Raw genomic sequence first — 14,121 nt, forward strand, 5'->3', positions numbered from 1 at the left:
ACAGTGGCAACAGCGGCTGCCAGCCCCTTTTACATGCAGCGCGGGGCCATGATTTCAAGTGCTGCATTGCTTAATCATAACGGTTTTGCCCGGTATTCACAGAGCTCGCGAATAATGCAGCGTCCGCATTCGGGTTTTCTCGCCTTGCAGGTGTAGCGTCCGAGCAGAATCAGCCAGTGATGGGCGTCCTGGCGGAATTCGGGCGGGGTGAAGCGCGTCAGCTTGTCTTCCACCTCGCGCACGTCCTTGCCCGGCGCGAGGCCGGTGCGGTTGGACACGCGAAAAATATGGGTGTCAACGGCGATGGTCGGTACGCCAAAGGCGGTGTTGAGCACCACATTGGCCGTCTTGCGCCCGACGCCGGGCAGGCTTTCCAGCGCTTCGCGCGTTTGGGGTACTTCGCCGCCGTATTTTTCCAGCAGCAGGCGGCAGGTGGCGATGGTATTGCGTGCCTTGGTGCGATAAAGACCTATGGTCTGGATCGCCTCGGCCAGACGCTCTTCGCCCAGCGCCAGCATCGCTTGCGGGGTCGGTGCGACGGGAAAAAGCCGGCGTGTGGCCTTGTTGACGCCCACATCGGTCGCCTGCGCCGACAGCAGTACGGCGATCAATAGCTGGAACGGGCTGCCGTACTCAAGCTCGGTGGTCGGTTGCGGGTTGTCGTGTTGCAGAGTCTGGTAAATGGCGCGGCGTTTGGCAGGATTCATCAGGCACTGACCGTTTCATTGTCTGTCGCTGCCGGGAGGCTTGCGCGTTTGCGCGCACGGGCGTCCAGATAGTTTTTGCCGGCAATCAGCAAGGCCAGACCGAAAAAAGCGCCCGGTGGCAGCAGTGCCAGCAAAAACTGGTAATTGAAAGCCGGCGGCACCACATGCAGCACCAGCGCGTGGCCGATATCGCCCAGCACCAGTTCGGCGCCGGAAAACAGCGTGCCGCGCCCGATCAGTTCGCGCATGCCGCCCAGAATGCCCAGTACGCCGGTGAGCCCCAGCCCCATCATCAGCCCGTCCAGCGCGGCTTCGGGCACTGTATTGCGCGAGGCGTAGGCCTCGGCGCGCGCCATGACGATGCAGTTGGTGGTAATCAGCGGAATAAAAATCCCCAGTACCAGATACAGGCTGTGCATCCAGGCATTCATTGCCAGATCGACGCAGGTGACCAGAGCCGCGATCAGCATGATGAAGACCGGGTTGCGGATCTCATTGGGTATGGTATGGCGAAAGGTGGCTACCGCCGCGCCGGACACCGTGGTGACCAGTGTGGTGGCCAGCCCAAGCGATACGCCGTTGACCACGCTGGTGCTGACCGCCAGCACCGGGCACAGGCCCAACAGCTGTACCACGCCGGCGTTCTGTTTCCATAGCCCGTTATGGACAATGTCACGCCAGGGTCTGGCGTCCGTGTTTGCTTCCATTACGCTTTCCTTTACGGTTGGGCCAGAAAGTGGCGGCGATTGGCATCAAACAGCGTGACCACGCGTCCGACTGCGGCGCTGACGGCGCGCGCCGAGATGGTGGCACCACTCATATAGTCGAAGTCGCCACCGTCCTTGCTCACTTTCCAGCGCGCCTCCATGCCCTTGCCGGTGAACTGTTCGCTCCAGCGGCTTTTGGCGTGGTCGATATAGTCGCCCAGCCCCGGTGTTTCCTTGTGCGCGATCACGCGCACGCCGCTGACTTTGCCATTTGCCAGAATGCCGACCAGGAGGCGGATCTTGCCGCCGTAACCGTTGGGTGCCACGCTTTCAAACACCAGACCGACCGGCTTTCCATCCTGGCGCGCGATAAAGGCCGTGGCGTTTTCAGGCAGGCCCAGCGTCTGGCGCTGTGCCTGATCCAGCGCCACCGGGTCGGCAATCAGGTTGTTGTCAAAGCTGCCCTCGGGCAGGGTTTGTGCCATCAAGCGGGTGCGTGCCGCATCTTCGTTGGCGCGTACCGTGTCATGGGTCAGCGCATAAGTCAGCGCCAGCACGGCGGTGGTGACCAGGGCAAAGACCAGCAGGGTCAGCGCGCTGCGTCTGGCTTGGCGGGCGGCGTTAAGCATGCTGGCCTGCCTTTTTTGTGCGCTTGCGCTTGCCAAAGGCAGGCGGGCGGGTGAGCTGGTCTATCAGCGGTACGGCGATATTCATCAGCAGCACGGCAAAGGCCGCCGCATCGGGGTAACCGCCAAACACGCGGATCACATAGATCAGCAGGCCGACACCGAAGCCGAAGATCAGCTTGCCACGGGCGCTGGTCGGGCCGGAGACCGGATCAGTCACAATAAAGAAGGCGGCCAGCAAGGTGGCGCCGGCCACCAGATGAAACAGCGGGTCGACATAATGCGCCGGCTGCCATAGCCACAAGGGCACGGCCAGCGCCGTGAGCCCCGCGAGCATCGCCAGCGGCGCCTGATAGCTGATCACGCGCTGCTGCAGCAAAAACAGACCGCCGCCCAGATAGGCCAGCGCCACCCATTCGCTGCCAACGCCGGCAATATGGCCGAACATGGGCGCCTGCTTCAGGCTGGCGATATCGCTGCCGCCCAGCAATAGCTGGGTTTTCAGATAGTCAAGCGGCGTCGCCATGGAAATGGCGTCCAGACTCAGCCCGGCGGGCAGCTCGCGGCTGAAAATCCACGCCAGCTGCGCCGCGCTGTCCAGCGGGCCGTGCGGCATGCCCCAATGCGCCATCTGCGCGGGAAACGACACCATGGCCACGGCAAAGCCGACCATGGCCGGGTTGAACGGGTTATTGCCCAGTCCGCCATAGAGCTGTTTGCCCACCACAATGGCAAACAGTGTGGCCACCACAATCAGCCACCAGGCACCCAGTGCAGGCATGGACAGCGCCAATAGCCAGGCGGTGAGCAGAGCGCTGCCATCCTTGAGAAAGGGCGCAACCGGCACGCCGCGCAGGCGCAGCATGGCCGCTTCGGCCAGCAAGGCGGTGGCGCTGGCTAAGCTCAGCTGCACCAGCAGCGCGATGCCGTAAAACCAGACGCTGACGGCAATGGCCGGCAGCAGGGCCAGCAGCACCTTGAGCATGATGACGGACACGGTGCTTGGCCGGGCGATATAGGGAGCGTGCATCTTAGTTGTCGCCTTTCTGTGCCGCATCGCGTTCGGCTTTTTTAGCCGCTGCGCGCGCCATGGCCGCTTCAATTGCGGCGCGCTTGGCGTCGTCGATGGCGGGTTTAGCTTGGGAAGGCATCGCGGCTGACGCCGCTCCTACCTCTACCCCCTGTTCGGCTTTGCGTGCCGCCGCGCGCGCCATGGCCGCTTCAATTGCGGCGCGCTTGGCGTCGTCGATGGCAGGTTTGGGTTGTGAAGGGCTGGCCGGCATCGCAACTGGCGTCGCGCCTGCCTCCGCGCCTGCCGCTGCCCCTTGTGCGGCTTTGCGCGCGGCGGCGCGCGCCATCGCAGCTTCAATCGCCGCACGTTTGGCTTCATCGCCCGGCGCAGCCGCTGTGCTGACGGCGGATTCGCGCGCGGCCTTGTTGGCAGCGGCGCGCGTCATCGCCGCTTCAATCGCCGCACGTTTGGCGTCGTCGCTTAATGGTGTTTTGGCGGGCGCATGACTGTCTTCGGCTTTTTTCTCGGCGGCGCGCGCCATGGCGGCGCGGATGGCGGCCGCCTTGTCCGGGTCGGGTGCGGCACTGCTGGCCGGTGCGGGTGTGGCGCGTGCGGCCAGACGCTGCGCTTTTTCCGCCTTGTCGCGTTCCAGACGTAACTGGCGGAAGTCGTGGCGCATGCGGGCGCGATCGGCGGCTTTTTTGTCGCGCTCGGCCGCCCAGATCTCGTCCTTGGCAAATTTGTAAAAATCCACCAGCGGCAACTGGCTGGGGCAGACGTAGCTGCAGGCACCGCACTCGATGCAGTCGAACAGGTCGGCTTCCTGCGCCCGGCCCAGATCTTTGGCCTTGGCAAACCAGTAAAGATCCATCGGTTGCAATTCGGCCGGGCATACGCTGGCGCATTCGCCGCAGCGTATGCAGGGCAGGGCAGGCGGGCGCGGCGGAAACAGCGCGCGGCTCTTGGCAATCAGGCAGTTGCTGGCCTTGGATACCCCTGCTTCCAGCGAAGGCAGGTCGAAGCCCATCATCGGCCCGCCCATGATCACGCCTTCGCTATCTGGCTGGATGCCGGCCCAGGCCAGCAGATGGGCAAACGGTGTACCGATGCGCGCTTCGATATTGCCGGGGCGAGCCAGATCGCCGCTCAGGGTGAGGATGCGGCTGATCACCGGTTCGCCATCCATCATGGCGCGCTTAAGCGAATACAAGGTGCCGACATTGAAACACTGCACGCCCATATCCGTCGCCCGCACGCCATGCGGCACTTTCTTGCCGGTGAGGATGCGGATCAGCTGCTTGGCGCCGCCTGACGGATACAGGGTGGGAATGGCGACCACTTCAAAACCGCTGCCGGCGCAGGCCGCGCGCATCGCGGTGATGGCTTCGGGTTTGTTGTCCTCTATGCCGATCAGCACCGTGCGCGGGCGCATCAATTGCGCGGCGATGCGGATGCCGTCCACGATCTCGCCGGCACGTTCGCGCATCAGCCTGTCGTCGCAGCTGATAAACGGCTCGCACTCGGCACCGTTGACGATGAGTTGCTCCAGCGTATTGACGCCCAGCTTGAGGCTGGTCGGGAACACGGCACCGCCCTGGCCCACCACGCCCATATCGCGCAAAAAGGTGCGGATTTCGTCGTCACCGGCATCTTGCCAGTTTGGCAGCGGGCTAGGTGCGCACCAATTATCCAGCCCGTCGCTGTCGATCACGATGCAGTCCTGCAGCAGGCCCGAGGGGTGAGCCACGGCGTGCGGGCCGATGGCGCTGACCACGCCGGAAGTCGGCGCATGCACCGCTGCCGAGATGCGGCCGTCGGCGTCGCCTATGCGCTGGCCGGCCAGAACCCGCTCGCCAAGTGCGACGCAGGCCTTGGCCGGATTGCCCAAGTGCTGGGACAGCGGCACGGCAAAGCGCGCCGGCAGAGGCGGGGTTGCGATCGGCGTGCCATTGGACAGGGCCTTGAATTCGGGCGGATGGATGCCGCCGTGAAAGCGAAAAAGCGCGCTCATGCCTTCACCGCCTTGATCGGGATCACCGGATACGACCATTTCCAGTTGGCCACCGTGGTACCGACGGGCACCATCTGTATGCAATCGACCGGGCAGGGCGGCAGGCACAGCTCGCAGCCGGTACATTCGCTGGCAATGATGGTGTGCATCTGCTTGGCCGCGCCGACGATGGCATCCACCGGGCAGGCCTGTATGCACAGGGTGCAACCGATGCAGGTAGTCTCGTCTATCAGTGCCACCGATTTGGGTTTGACTTCAATCGCCCCCTCGTCAAACGGCTTGAAATCCACGCCCAAGAGTTCGGCCAGCTTGCGGATACCGTCTTCGCCGCCGGGCGGGCACTGGTTGATATCGGCCTCGCCGCCGGCAATCGCTTCGGCGTAAGGGCGACAGCCGGGAAAGCTGCACTGGCCGCATTGCGTCTGCGGCAGGATGGCGTCGATCTTGTCGACCAGTGGGTCGGCCTCGACGCGAAAACGCACCGAGGCAAAACCGAGAATTGCACCGAGCAAGATGGCAAGAGCCGCCATGATGGCCAGCGCAGTCAGAAAACCGCTCATGCTTTACTTTCTTATTTGACCAGGCCGGAAAAGCCCATAAAAGCCAGGCTCATCAGCCCCGCCGAGACAAAGGCAATGGCCGAACCCTTGAACGGCGCCGGCACATCCGCGCCTTCCAGCCGTTCGCGCATGGCGCCGAACAGGATCAGGATCAGGGAAAAACCGACTGCGCTGCCAAAGCCGAAAACCAGCGACTCGGCAAAACTGTGCCTCTCCTGCGCATTCAGTAGCGGCACGCCCAGTACCGCGCAGTTGGTGGTAATCAGCGGCAGATAGATGCCCAGCACCTGATACAGCATGGGGCTGGTCTTGTGGATCACCATCTCGGTGAACTGCACGATGGCGGCGATGACCACGATAAAGGACAGGGTGCGCAGATACTCCAGCCCCAGCCCTATCAGCAACTCGTTGATCAGATGGCTGGTGCCGGATGCCAGCGTCAGCACAAAAGCTGTGGCTGCACCCATGCCGATGGCGGCGTCCAGCTTTTTGGAAACGCCCATAAACGGGCACAGGCCCAGCACGCGCACCAGCACCACATTGTTCACCAATACGGTGGCGACGAGGATGAGCAGGTAGTGTCCGAAGTCCATGACAAAGGCTCGCGTTCGGGCAAAGGACGAAATTATCCTGTTTTCGAGCAAGTGCTACAAGTTTTGTGCGGCAGGGCGTGCCGACTGCCTGGCGTGTGCCGTGGCATGGCTAACTTTTATGCATAAAACAACACTTAAATGGTGCATATATGGCATTGGTGTTTGGCCCTTGTTAATATCAATTTAATAAAATCATTATTTTTTATAGAGATTTTTGTTTTGATGATGGGGCTTGTGGTCATGCAATAGAGAGGGCTGGCATGAAACGGATATTGAAAGTGGGTGTGACGGCAGTATGCTTGGCCTTGCAAGGCATGGCCGCACAGGCGGCCGATGCAGATCTGCTTACCGGTTCGCTCGATGACTTGCTGGCCACCGAAGTGGTGGGCGCCTCCAAGAGCCGGCAGCCGATCGCCGAGGCACCGGCTAACGTGACGGTGATCACCACCGACGAGATTCGCCGCTATGGCTACCGCACGCTGACCGACGCGCTGGTGCGCGTCGCCGGTGTGGTGGCCGCTCACACACCGCACGGTTCGGCGCTGGCGGTGCGCGGTAGCAGTGCCAATCAGTCTACAGACTGGGGGGCTCGCATCCTGCTGATGATCGACGGTCATCGCGTCAACGACGGCATATATGACCAGGCGCTGTTCGGTTACGACAGTCTGGTCGATATCGAGGCGGTCGAACGCATCGAGTTTATCAAGGGGCCGGGCTCGACGCTGTATGGCGGCAACGCGCTCTATGGCGTGGTCAACGTGATCACCCGCCGTGGACGCGCGGCCGAGGGGGCGGTGCTGTGGTCGCAGGCGACGCCGGGCGCAACAGCGTTTGGCACCACGCTAGGCGGGGTCAGCGAGCGCGGGACCGAATGGCGGCTGTCGGCCGCGCGGCGCGCCAATCCTACTTTTACCAGCACGGTTGGCGGCCAGCAGCTGGCCGACCTGGGCACCTATAGCGAATCCGTTGACTATGCCGAGCGCAGCGAGCAGGCATCGTTGACAGTCGACGCCGGGCAGTATCGTCTGGTGGCGCTGGCCTCGCGCTGGCGCCCTGATGCTAGCGGGCAGCGGCATAACGATGTCGACGGCGAATATTATCCGTTTCATGCCGATGGCGAGAACAGCCAGTACCTGTTGGGCGGCTCCGGGCGTTGGGCGTTGGGGAGCACTACAGAACTGGTCGCGCAGTTCAGTGTGGGTCAGAGCGAGCGCACATTTGTAGAAGCGTGGGAGGAGGTCGGGCATGTGCCGTGGCAGGTGCGCTGGCGTGCGGCGTCGCGTTGGAGCGGGACCGAGCTGCGGCTGACGACCGAGGCATTCGCGCGTCAGCGTCTGAGTCTTGGGGTCGAGTGGCGGCGCGATTTTTGGCGTGATTATGCTGATCAGTATCTTGTCGAAGGAATGGCGCAGCCCCCCTGGAGTGCACGCTCGGCGCGCGACAGCGTCGGCGTCTACCTGCAGGACGAGATCGCGCTGGCCGAGCGCTGGGCACTGACGCTGGGCGGGCGACTGGACAAGGTAAGCGATTACGCCAGCGAGTTTTCGCCGCGGCTGGCGCTGATATGGGCACCGACTGCGGCGACCACGGTCAAGCTGATCCACGCCGAGGCGTTCCGTCCGCCCAACGCCTTCGAGTACGAGCCGACCCTGAGCGAGGGCGGGCTACCCATGCCGCAGCAACGTCCCGAGCTTGAGCGGGTGAAGAGTGACGAACTCTTGCTCGAGTACCGACAGGGTGGCTTCACCGGCAGTGCTTCGCTGTTTGTCAACCGCAATCAGGGGATGATCACTTATCTGGGGGGGATAGAGACGCTTAACCAGACGCAGGTGAAGACGCATGGCATCGAATTGTCGGCCAGTGCGCGCGATGTTTCCGGCTTCGGCGGCTATGCCAACCTCGCTTGGCAGAAGAGCCGCGACGCGGCGGGCGAGCAGCCCGTCGGTACGCCCGTGTGGGTGGCCAGCGCCGGCGTCGACGTCGCGACGGCAGACGGGCGCTATCAGGGCGCGCTGGAGTGGCAGGCGGTGGCCAAGCGTCAACTGGTCGACACGCAAGAATGGGCGCGCGCTTATGGTGTTGCCAACCTGCGCCTTGCCGCACGGCCGTGGCACAAGGGGCTAGAGCTGAGCCTGCAGGTAGTGAACCTGACCGACCACCGCTACCTGCAGCCATCGCAGGCAACTCAGGCTTATGCCCGCGGTCGCACTGTCTGGCTGGGGGGGCGCTACACGCTATGAGGCGGATCTGTCTGGGCTTGTTGGCTTCGCTCGCGCTGGCTGGTTCTGTCTGGGCCGGGGAGGCTGCGTACAAGGCGGTGTTTGTTTACAAGCTGCTCGACTTTGTGCAATGGCCCGATGCGACGACAAGCGGGCGCCGCCTGTGTGTGGCGGTCTCCGACACCGACTGGCCGGCATTTCGTGCGCTTGAGGGCCAAGACGGGCTCAAGGTCGAGCGTCTGCTTCGCGATGCTTCGCTGGCCAACTGTTCGGTCGTCTATCTCGGTGAAATGCCGACTGCCGAATTGTCCGGCTGGGCGCGCCGTATCGAGCGTGAGCCGGTGCTGTCGGTATGCGAGAACTGGCGCTGCGCACGCGATGGCGTGATGCTGGGGCTGGGGCTGGAAAACAGCCGGCTGTATTTCGAATTCAATTCGCAGGTAATGAGCCGTTCGGGATTGAAGCTCAGCTCACGCCTGTTGCGCCTTGCGCGTACCGTCTATTGAGGTAGGCATGCGCTTAGACTATCGAACCTTGCCGGTAAGACTGAAGCTGCAGCTGATCGGGCTGAGCACGCTGGCCGTCTGTATCTTGCTGTCTACCTTGCTGCTGATCGCCAATGATTACCGCACATCGCTGACCTTCATGCAGCAGGGCTTGCAGACCCAGGCACGCATCATCGCCGACAACAGCGCGGCTGCGCTGCGCTTTGATGATGCACGGGCGGCTGAAGAAACGCTGGCGGCGCTGCGTGTCTCGCCGATGATACACAGTGCCGAAATACTGGGGCCGGATGGCGAGCTGTTTGCCGCCTATCCGGATCAGGTGGCGGTGGCTGCCGGACGCGAGCATCTGCTGGGCAACCGCACGCTGCAACTGCGTGAAAAAATCATGCAGCGCGATCAGGTGCTGGGCGAACTGGTGATCCACTATCATCTGACCCGTTTTTATCAGGATATGCTCGGCAAGGCCGGGGCCGGTGTGCTGCTGGCCTTGCTGGCGATGGCGGCTGCCTTCCTGATTATGCGGCGGCTACTGGTGGATGTTGCCGATCCTATTACGCAACTGTCTGCCCTGATGGAAAAAGTGGCGGCAGATCAGGACTACAGCCTGCGCAGCAATCTGCAGCGCACGGACGAGCTGGGAGAGTTGGCGCGGGGGCTGGATACCATGCTCTCGCATATCGAGCGCTACCGGACCGACGAGTTGCATCGCGCCGAGGCCAAATTGTCCGAGAGTGAAAACCGCTACAACACGCTGGTCGAAAGCGTGCCGGTGGGGGTGGTGCAACTGGAGCGGGATGGCAGCCTGGCTTTTGCCAACCGCATGTTCTGGCACATCGCCGGGCAGCCGCCCGGCTTGTATGCGGGCGAGTCTGTGCTTGCATTCGTTCACCCCGATGACAGAGCCGCTTTGTTTGTGCTGTTCCGGTCGGTCATGAGTGGGCAGCCGGTGGCCGAGCTGGCGTTCCGCCTGCAAAGCGCGGGCGGGACAAGATGGGTCGCGCTGGAATTCAATGCCTTGCGCGGCCTTGATGGCCGCGTGCAAGGCGCGGTCGGAACCTTGCTGGATGTGACCGAGCGCAGGTACAACGAGGCGCAGTTGCGCCTGGCTGCCAGCGTGTTCGAGGCTTCGCACGAGGCGATCATGATTACCGATGCTGACGGGCGGATCGTATCGACCAACCGCGCGTTCACCCGCATCAACGAATATGCCGCAGACGAGGTGATCGGCCTGAAGCCGGCCGTGCTCAGTGCCGGCTCCACTCTGTCCGAGGTTTACCGCGATATGTGGCAGCAACTGGCGCATGAGGGGGCGTGGAGCGGAGAACTGCTCAACCGGCGCAAGAGCGGCGCGACCTATACGGCCTGGGTGTCGATTGCTGCGGTGTGCGACGGGAACGGGCAGACCTCGAACTATATCGGCATCTCACGCGACATCACCGGCATCAAGGAAGAAAACGACCGTATCGCTTATCTCGCGCATTACGATGGCCTCACCGGCCTGCCCAACCGCACCCTGTTCTATGACCGGGCGCGAGTCGAACTCGCGCGTGCTCAGCGCGATGGTTTGGGTTTTGCCGTGCTGTTTATCGATCTGGATCGCTTTAAGTGGGTGAATGATACGCTGGGGCACGCCGTCGGCGATGCCTTGCTGCGAGAAGTTGCCCGCAGGCTGGAAGCGGGGGTGCGCGCCAGCGATACGGTATCGCGTTTTGGCGGTGACGAATTTGTGTTGCTGCTCTCTGCCGTGCCCGCAGAAGAAGCCGCTGCAATAGCGGCCAAACTCCTGGCGGAAGTGGGCGGGGAAGCCATATGCGGCGGACACACCTTATATATCACGCCGAGTATTGGCCTGTCTTTGTGGTCACCACAGACGCAGGATCTGGAGAGCCTGATCCGCGAGGCGGACGAGGCGATGTATCTGGCCAAACGCGGCGGACGCAACAAGGTCTGTATCTATGAACATGGCGTGCCGGCTTAAGCTTGGAGCCGGCACGCCATGGCAGGGCAAAGGCGACCGCGGGGTGTGCGTTGCCGCCGGCAGGATACGCGTCAGCGCGCGGCGGGGGAGGGCGACAGCGCCAGCTGCGGGCGGCTGATGGCGGGTTCTGTTTTGCCGTCCCTCCGTGCTGATGAGGTGGGGGTGCCGAAATGCGCCGCCTTGCCCAGAAAAGCGAAGCAGCTCTCCAGCCTTGTCTTTTCATTGGCCGACAGTTGTGCCGTGTAATTGAGTGCCAGCATGGTTTGGCCTGCTACATCTTTTTGCCAGACAATCTTGCCTTTAAGGCGTAAAGGCTGCTGATTACGGTAGTCCTCCAGATTGGCAAACGGGGTCATGATTTCCAGTTGCACATCGCCATCGGGCTGTGTCAGAGGTTCGGGCAGACGCAGCTTCATGCCACAGAGCGACAGATCGGTGCTGATGCATTCGAGTTGCTGCTGGTGATGGCTGAGTTTGACCAGCAGGTTGTTATCGGCCCGGGGCTTGGTGCGCTGCTCGTTGACCGGCAGCAGTGCTTCCGGTTCGCGTTCAAACTCGAAGCTGGCCAGCAGGTCGCGCAATTTTTGGGTGACTTCGTACAAATCGTGGCTGATCAGGCCGGTGGTGTGTACGCGCGCCGTACTTTGTTCCAGCGTGTCGTACAGGCCGGACAGGCGCATCTGCTGACGCAAGACGCATTCGTTTTGCTGATCGACCACATGGTGGATCTGGCGGGCGACCTGGCGTGTGTCTTCGGCACTTTGGGCGATGGCATCTATCGTTGCCAGCGTGTTGGCGGATTGCGCCAGCCCGCTTTGGGTGCTGCTGGCGATGGCGTTGATGGCATGGCCGCTCTCGGCCAGCAAAGTGGAAAAACGCTGGATGATGGCCATGATGTCATTGGTGGCGCTGGCAGTACGCTGGGCCAGATTGCGCACTTCATCGGCGACAACGGCAAAGCCGCGCCCGGATTCTCCTGCGCGTGCCGCTTCGATGGCCGCATTGAGCGACAGGATATTGGTTTGTTCGGTGATATGGCGGATCACATCCACGATATTGCCTATTTCTTCGCCTGCCTGCATGAGTGCCCTGACTTTGTCCTCTGCCTCTTGCGTGCGTTCGCCTATCGTGCCCATTTCGGCCTGGCTGTTCTGCACCGCTTTCAGCCCGTCCAGCGCGCGTAGCCGGGTTTCTTCGACCTGTGCGATAGCCTGATCAGACAATAGCTTCACCTCGCTGACAGCCGTTTGCACCGCATTGGATGCCTCGCTCACCTCCTGTGCCTGTTCCGACTGGGTGCGGTTGACGCTGACGATGTCGCCACTGATTTCGGAAATCTGGTAAGAAGAGACGGCAATTTGCTGGCTGGCCTGATGGATATTGCGCAAATGCTGGGCCAGTTGCCTGACCATCTGGTCCAGACTGCCCAGTACGCTGTCGCCGCGCGGGTTTTCATGCGTTTGCAGACGCCCGTTTGCTACGGCGCGCACCAGTTGCTGGGCCAGTGCCGGTTCGCCGCCCATGATGGAAAAAAGACGTTTTCCCAGGCGGATATTGCCGCCCAGCAGTAACAGCAGTGCCAGGAGCGAGACTGCGCAACTGGTGTAGATCAGATCGCGCATGCTGGCATCGGCTTGTGCGGCATCCGCGGCGACTTTGGCGTCCAGCCTGCTGGCCAGTTGATCGAGCGTGCCGGCCAGGCGGGCAGCGGCGGCATCAAATCCGGTTTCCGGCTGTTTCATAATGGCATTGCCGGCTTCCCGCCCGCTGCCGATATAGGCATGCGTCATACGCTCGCCGGTGTTGTACAGCGGATCTATCAGTGCGGAAGCAGCATGGATTTCGCTGGCAAGTTCCGTTTGCTGCTGGCCCAGTTGTTGCAGTAGCGCTTTGGCACTGTCGCGATGCTGGCGCGCATCGTTAAACTCGGCCACGCCGACGGCGGAGGCATCGGTCAAAAATTGCTGAATCTGGACGACGTGAAAGCGCACATCCTTGAATGCCGCGATGGCGGCGCTGGTTTGGCGGTTAGCGGCTTCGGCCTCATTCAGGTGGACGCTTTGTTGCACTACCAGCAAAGCCCCCGCCAGAATGACGGCGGCAATCAACAGGGTTTGTCGCAAGAGCAAAGTACGCAGTGAAAACATGGACAGACTTTCGGGATTTGAATGGGCTGTTTTAGCCGCGAATTTTCTGGATCAGACTGAAGCTCGCCAGTGCCACTGCACCGGCGATGATGCCGACCAGTGCATTCAGCAGGGTAGGCAGCATGAAAAACAGTTGGCCCTGTTGTTCGATTGCATGGTGCAAGGGGGCGATGCCGTGTACCAGAATGCCGCCACCGACCAGAAACATGGCGACGGTGCCGACCACGGTCAGCGTTTTCATCAGCCAGGGAGCGGTCGCCAAAATGGCGCGCCCCAGAGTGCGCAGGGTGGGGCTTGGACGTTGCAGCAGCCAGAGCCCGCCATCATCCAGTTTGACAATGCCGGCTACCAGCCCGTACACCCCGACGGTCATCAGCACTGAAATGGCGGCAAGGACGGCCAGTTGCTGGCTGAAGCTCGCGCCGGCCACGGTGCCCAGCGAGATCACGACAATTTCGGCCGACAGGATAAAGTCGGTACGGATTGCACCCTTGACCTTGTCTTGTTCCAGTGCCAGCAAGTCGGTGTCGGGCTGCGCCAGTGCAGCGGCCAGTTCGGCGGCGTGACTTTGTTCTTCGGCCGGGTGCAGCATCTTGTGCGCCAGCTTTTCCACGCCTTCAAAGCAGAGAAACAGCCCGCCCAGCATCAAGAGCGGCGTGATGGCCCATGGAGCGAGCGCGCTGATGGCCAGCGCCAGCGGCACCAGAATCAGCTTGTTGATGAAAGAGCCTTTAGCGACTGCCCATACCACCGGCAGCTCGCGGCTGGAATCCACGCCGGACACCTGTTGTGCATTCAGGGCCAGATCGTCGCCCAGTACCCCGGCGGTTTTTTTGGCGGCGACCTTGGTCATCAGCGCGACATCGTCGAGGATGCTGGCGATGTCATCGAGCAGGATAAGCAGACTGCTGGCCATGGCATACTCCGCGCGGGGAAATAAATTGCCATTTTAGCCGGCCATGCCGGATTTTGCTATGGATTCGTCATTTTGCAGTGCGTTAAGAAAAATACCCGCACCGAAAGGGTGCGGGTAGAGTCAGACCTCTGACGGAAGG

At 62.0% G+C, this 14,121-nt stretch carries 12 protein-coding genes; 3 read left to right on the top strand and 9 right to left on the bottom strand.

Annotation, left to right across the window (positions count from 1 at the left end):
- Positions 1-74: 74 nt before the first annotated feature.
- From nth to rsxA, 7 genes are read right to left on the bottom strand one after another with little or no spacing between them, the layout of a single operon-like run.
- Entirely contained in the window at positions 75-707 is a 633-nt protein-coding gene (gene nth / locus GQF02_RS06785) for an endonuclease III (RefSeq protein ID WP_160795819.1), read from the bottom strand.
- Positions 707-1,414, bottom strand: a complete 708-nt coding sequence (locus GQF02_RS06790) for an electron transport complex subunit E (protein WP_124734439.1) — start codon at positions 1,412-1,414, stop codon at positions 707-709. Before GQF02_RS06790 ends, nth begins: the two co-directional genes overlap by 1 nt.
- A gap of 11 nt (positions 1,415-1,425) precedes the next feature.
- Positions 1,426-2,043, bottom strand: a complete 618-nt coding sequence (rsxG, locus tag GQF02_RS06795) for an electron transport complex subunit RsxG (RefSeq protein WP_160795821.1) — start codon at positions 2,041-2,043, stop codon at positions 1,426-1,428.
- Positions 2,036-3,070, bottom strand: coding sequence for an RnfABCDGE type electron transport complex subunit D (locus GQF02_RS06800; RefSeq protein WP_160795823.1), 1,035 nt, complete (start codon positions 3,068-3,070; stop codon positions 2,036-2,038). The genes rsxG and GQF02_RS06800 overlap by 8 nt, the downstream gene beginning before the upstream one ends.
- A gap of 1 nt (position 3,071) precedes the next feature.
- The gene (rsxC, locus tag GQF02_RS06805) at positions 3,072-5,063 is read right to left on the bottom strand and encodes an electron transport complex subunit RsxC (protein ID WP_160795825.1); all 1,992 of its coding nucleotides are present in this window, start codon (positions 5,061-5,063) and stop codon (positions 3,072-3,074) included.
- The gene (gene rsxB / locus GQF02_RS06810) at positions 5,060-5,623 is read right to left on the bottom strand and encodes an electron transport complex subunit RsxB (protein WP_124734435.1); all 564 of its coding nucleotides are present in this window, start codon (positions 5,621-5,623) and stop codon (positions 5,060-5,062) included. Before rsxB ends, rsxC begins: the two co-directional genes overlap by 4 nt.
- Before the next feature lie 11 nt (positions 5,624-5,634).
- The gene (gene rsxA / locus GQF02_RS06815) at positions 5,635-6,216 is read right to left on the bottom strand and encodes an electron transport complex subunit RsxA (protein ID WP_124734434.1); all 582 of its coding nucleotides are present in this window, start codon (positions 6,214-6,216) and stop codon (positions 5,635-5,637) included.
- A 260-nt stretch (positions 6,217-6,476) separates the two neighbouring features.
- Between rsxA and GQF02_RS06820 the strand changes: the two genes are divergently transcribed.
- From GQF02_RS06820 to GQF02_RS06830, 3 genes are read left to right on the top strand one after another with little or no spacing between them, the layout of a single operon-like run.
- Positions 6,477-8,456 carry a TonB-dependent receptor plug domain-containing protein gene (locus GQF02_RS06820; RefSeq protein WP_160795827.1) on the top strand — a complete coding sequence of 660 codons (1,980 nt, stop codon included), beginning with the start codon at positions 6,477-6,479 and terminating at the stop codon, positions 8,454-8,456.
- Positions 8,453-8,941, top strand: coding sequence for a YfiR family protein (locus GQF02_RS06825; RefSeq protein ID WP_160795829.1), 489 nt, complete (start codon positions 8,453-8,455; stop codon positions 8,939-8,941). The genes GQF02_RS06820 and GQF02_RS06825 overlap by 4 nt, the downstream gene beginning before the upstream one ends.
- A 7-nt stretch (positions 8,942-8,948) precedes the next feature.
- On the top strand, positions 8,949-10,919 hold the full coding sequence (locus GQF02_RS06830) for a diguanylate cyclase domain-containing protein (RefSeq protein ID WP_124734431.1): 1,971 nt from the start codon (positions 8,949-8,951) through the stop codon (positions 10,917-10,919).
- 71 nt (positions 10,920-10,990) lie between these two features.
- Here GQF02_RS06830 and GQF02_RS06835 read toward each other — a convergent pair whose 3' ends face one another.
- Both GQF02_RS06835 and GQF02_RS06840 read right to left on the bottom strand, forming a co-directional pair.
- Complete coding sequence (locus tag GQF02_RS06835; RefSeq protein ID WP_160795831.1) at positions 10,991-13,066, bottom strand: methyl-accepting chemotaxis protein; 2,076 nt, start codon at positions 13,064-13,066, stop codon at positions 10,991-10,993.
- Positions 13,067-13,097: 31 nt separating this feature from the next.
- Complete coding sequence (locus GQF02_RS06840) at positions 13,098-13,982, bottom strand: DUF808 domain-containing protein (RefSeq protein WP_124734429.1); 885 nt, start codon at positions 13,980-13,982, stop codon at positions 13,098-13,100.
- Positions 13,983-14,121: the final 139 nt, after the last annotated feature.

The organism is Craterilacuibacter sinensis (assembly GCF_009831765.1).
Taxonomy (GTDB): Bacteria; Pseudomonadota; Gammaproteobacteria; order Burkholderiales; family Chromobacteriaceae; genus Craterilacuibacter; species Craterilacuibacter sinensis.

Excerpts from the sequence above, each read along its gene's own strand:
- nth (WP_160795819.1), bottom strand. The coding sequence starts at position 707 with ATGAATCCTGCCAAACGCCGCGCCATTTACCAGACTCTGCAACACGAC.
- GQF02_RS06790 (WP_124734439.1), bottom strand. The coding sequence starts at position 1,414 with ATGGAAGCAAACACGGACGCCAGACCCTGGCGTGACATTGTCCATAAC.
- rsxG (WP_160795821.1), bottom strand. The coding sequence starts at position 2,043 with ATGCTTAACGCCGCCCGCCAAGCCAGACGCAGCGCGCTGACCCTGCTG.
- GQF02_RS06800 (WP_160795823.1), bottom strand. The coding sequence starts at position 3,070 with ATGCACGCTCCCTATATCGCCCGGCCAAGCACCGTGTCCGTCATCATG.
- rsxC (WP_160795825.1), bottom strand. The coding sequence starts at position 5,063 with ATGAGCGCGCTTTTTCGCTTTCACGGCGGCATCCATCCGCCCGAATTC.
- rsxB (WP_124734435.1), bottom strand. The coding sequence starts at position 5,623 with ATGAGCGGTTTTCTGACTGCGCTGGCCATCATGGCGGCTCTTGCCATC.
- rsxA (WP_124734434.1), bottom strand. The coding sequence starts at position 6,216 with ATGGACTTCGGACACTACCTGCTCATCCTCGTCGCCACCGTATTGGTG.
- GQF02_RS06820 (WP_160795827.1), top strand. The coding sequence starts at position 6,477 with ATGAAACGGATATTGAAAGTGGGTGTGACGGCAGTATGCTTGGCCTTG.
- GQF02_RS06825 (WP_160795829.1), top strand. The coding sequence starts at position 8,453 with ATGAGGCGGATCTGTCTGGGCTTGTTGGCTTCGCTCGCGCTGGCTGGT.
- GQF02_RS06830 (WP_124734431.1), top strand. The coding sequence starts at position 8,949 with ATGCGCTTAGACTATCGAACCTTGCCGGTAAGACTGAAGCTGCAGCTG.
- GQF02_RS06835 (WP_160795831.1), bottom strand. The coding sequence starts at position 13,066 with ATGTTTTCACTGCGTACTTTGCTCTTGCGACAAACCCTGTTGATTGCC.
- GQF02_RS06840 (WP_124734429.1), bottom strand. The coding sequence starts at position 13,982 with ATGGCCAGCAGTCTGCTTATCCTGCTCGATGACATCGCCAGCATCCTC.